Annotated in this window: 1 pseudogene; it reads left to right on the top strand. The window is 35.9% G+C overall.

Going from position 1 to position 1,229, the window contains the following annotated elements:
• The first annotated feature begins 68 nt into the window (after nucleotides 1–68).
• A pseudogene (locus MK851_RS15605) lies at nucleotides 69–1,213 on the top strand (IS3 family transposase).
• Nucleotides 1,214–1,229 lie beyond the last annotated feature (16 nt).

The raw sequence follows: 1,229 nt of genomic DNA, 5'->3' as shown, positions 1-1,229 counted from the left end.
TGTAGGCTTCCCAAAAAATAGGACAGTTAATAATTCGAATTTACTAACTTTAAATTCAAACTGTCACAATGAAAAACAGCAAATTTAGCGAGAGCCAGATTATTAAAGCTCTTAAGGAAAATGAACAAGGAAGATCCGTTGGTGATTTATCTAGAGAATTAGGAATTGATAAAAGCACGTTCTACTATTGGCGTAAGAAGTATGGAGGTATGGAACAGCAGCAGCTTAAGCGTTTAAAAGAGCTTGAAGAAGAAAATAATAAACTCAAACAGATGTATGCCGATGTGAGTCTTGATAATAAGATGCTCAAGGATGTATTGTCAAAAAAGTTCTAAAGCCTTCCGACAAGAGAGTTCGTGTGAAGTATCTTATCAAAACGTTCGCAGTTCCCATTATTCGTGCCTGTCAAGTTGTAGGACTGAGTAGGTCGATGTGGTATTACCAAAGTAAGAAAGATGATAGCGAGGTTATTGATAAACTAACAGTGTTAGCGGAATCATACCCAACTAGAGGTTTTGATGAATATTATTACAAGATCCGTCGTGAAGGCTTAAAATGGAACAGAAAACGAGTGTTACGTGTGTACCGCGAAATGAAACTCAGTCTACGCCGTAAACATAAAAAACGTTTGGTCAAACGAATAAAACAACCTTTGGAAGCACCTTCGTCACTGAATGAGTGTTGGAGTATGGATTTTATGAGCGATGTGCTTACCGATGGCAGAAAGTTGCGGGTATTTAATGTTATAGATGATTGTAACCGTGAAGCTCTAGCAATAGATGCATGACTTTCTTATCCTGCGAGAGCTGTAATTGAAACATTGGAGCGTTTAAAAGATGAAATAGGAGCACCTAAATACGTGAGGTGCGATAACGGTCCGGAGTTTACCTCCAAAACTTTTATGAACTGGTGCAAAAAGAACTTTATAGAAATTAAATATACACAACCAGGGAAGCCAATGCAAAACGGATATATAGAACGATTTAATCGTTTCTTTAGGGAAGATATATTAGATGCCTATTATTTCAATGACATTTATCAACTTCAAAAAATAAGCGACAACTGGAGAGAAGACTATAATTTTAACCATCCGCATAAATCATTAGGTAATATATCTCCTAAAGAATTCATGCCTAGATTTGATGAAGAATTTAAATTCTTCATCAAATCTGACCTAAATAATAATTATTTATCGAAATTAGAGGTGTCCTAAAAAGGGGAAGCCTACA

Origin of the sequence: Tenacibaculum sp. 1B UA (assembly GCF_033978845.1) — a bacterium.
In the GTDB taxonomy this organism is placed as follows: domain Bacteria; phylum Bacteroidota; class Bacteroidia; order Flavobacteriales; family Flavobacteriaceae; genus Polaribacter.
This window is presented reverse-complemented; position numbering and strand designations above follow the sequence as displayed.